Raw genomic sequence first — 1270 nt, forward strand, 5'->3', positions numbered from 1 at the left:
CCACTGCTGTCCCATAGTTTGCTTTAAATAAAAAAACCTGAGTCCTAACAGTTAAAATATGAGTGCAAACAAACACTTTAACGACCAGGATTCAGGTTTTGTCACATCAGAATACCGTATTTCATGAGCTAATTAAACCTGTTGTGCGACAGGATTTTGAACAACTTGCTAAAGTACACCATGTTGGACAGAAATTTAGAGCGGCTTCCCGGTGGGATCAGTTTATTGCCATATTGATGTCTCAATTCTCTTGTAGGCAAAGTCTGAGAGATATTCAATCCAATTTGGAGTGCCAACAGGAAAAGCTAAGTCATCTCGGAGCAAAGTCTATTCCCCGAAGCACGCTGGCACGAATCAATGAGCAGCAGCCTGCTACCTTGTATCAACAGCTATTTTACAAGTTGCTTAAATACTATGAACACTCAAAAGTAGCTCATAAATTTCGCTTTAAGAATCCCTTGTATTCCTTGGATGCCAGTCATATTGACCTGTCGCTTTCCTTATGTGAATGGGCCAAAGTTCACGACTCAAAAGCCAGCATGAAACTCAGTATAGGATTGAATCACAGCAATGATATTCCTGAGTTTGTTGCAGTTGAAAATGGCAAAGAAAATGACATGGTACAAGGCCGCAAATTCCAGTTTCCTGCTGGCAGCATTGTAGTTTTTGATAAAGGCTATGTCGATTACCAATGGTATGCAAATCTGACTGCTCAAAACATTGGATTTGTCACACGTTTTAGGCCTAAATCTGTGTATCAGGTGATCCAGCAACATCCAGTGCTTGAATCCAAAGGTATTCTAAAAGATGAAACCATTCAGCTGAATAGCGCACATGCCCTAAAAAGAAAAGCCCCAGTGTTAAGAAGAATTGAATATAGAGATCAGCAAAGTGGCAAGCACTTTAGCTTTCTCAGCAATAACTTTCATTTAGCCGCCTCCACCATTGCGGCGATTTATAAAGATCGTTGGAAAGTTGAGCTGTTCTTTAAGGCGATTAAGCAGAATCTCAAATTAAAAGCGTTTCTAGGCCGCAGCAGGAACGCAATTCAGACACAAATCTGGATTGCGATGATCGCCTATTTATTGGTGAGTTTCGCTCGACATTTAGGAAAAACAGGTTGGACAGTTCAACGTTTACTCAGAATAATTCAAGTGAATTTGTTTGAAAGAAGAACTTTAAAAGCTTTATTTTCACCCGATAAAATACCCATAAAACAAGAGGAAGCTCAAATGAGCTTCCTCTTGTGAAAAATTGTGGGACAGCAATG

General features: G+C 39.8%; 1 protein-coding gene. It reads left to right on the forward strand.

From position 1 onward, the window contains the following. Nucleotides 1-98: 98 nt before the first annotated feature. The gene (locus FTV43_RS15560) at nucleotides 99-1250 is read left to right on the forward strand and encodes an IS4-like element ISAbe18 family transposase (protein WP_096901158.1); all 1152 of its coding nucleotides are present in this window, start codon (nucleotides 99-101) and stop codon (nucleotides 1248-1250) included. Nucleotides 1251-1270 lie beyond the last annotated feature (20 nt).

Source organism: Acinetobacter sp. YH16053 (assembly GCF_013417035.1).
Lineage (GTDB): Bacteria > Pseudomonadota > Gammaproteobacteria > Pseudomonadales > Moraxellaceae > Acinetobacter > Acinetobacter towneri.